General features: G+C 29.1%; 1 protein-coding gene. It reads left to right on the top strand.

Annotation, left to right across the window (positions count from 1 at the left end):
* Positions 1-293 precede the first annotated feature (293 nt).
* A partial coding sequence (locus RH99_RS18080) for a HutD family protein (protein ID WP_010241886.1) occupies positions 294-494 on the top strand: 201 nt, incomplete at its 3' end.

The raw sequence follows: 494 nt of genomic DNA, 5'->3' as shown, positions 1-494 counted from the left end.
CCCCCTTCTGGTTCTCCTATTTCAAAATCTAATACTTCTAGGCTTTCTTTTTAAACAACTCAAATCATGTATGCCATTCTTCTTGAAGCAATTTGGCATAGAATTGAAACCACTAGGCTCAATAGAAACAGTAATTATTCTTTTAAAATAACTTTACTGCTGTTAGTAGCATATCTAGTAACTTTAACCTTAAATCAATTAATACTTTGAACTCACGTTAACTTAATTGATTATATATATATCTTTCAATATAATAAACATAAAAGATATATAAGAAGAGGTGCAATTAATATATGAAATATAATGTAGAATTACTAAGTCAAGAAAATTATAAGCCAACATTTTGGTCTGGAGGCATGGCTACAGAACTGACAACATATCCGCTAAATTCTGATTATGCCAGTAAAAACTTTTTATGGAGGTTGGAAGTTGCTAAAATTGATATACCAGAATCTACTTTTAGTAGTCTACCAAAAGTTTCACGTAAATTTATG

The sequence above is a fragment of the Clostridium arbusti SL206 genome, from assembly GCF_000246895.1.
Classification (GTDB): domain Bacteria; phylum Bacillota; class Clostridia; order Clostridiales; family Clostridiaceae; genus Clostridium_I; species Clostridium_I arbusti.
Note: the sequence above shows the minus strand (reverse complement) of the source record. Positions and strands in the feature narration are given on the sequence as shown.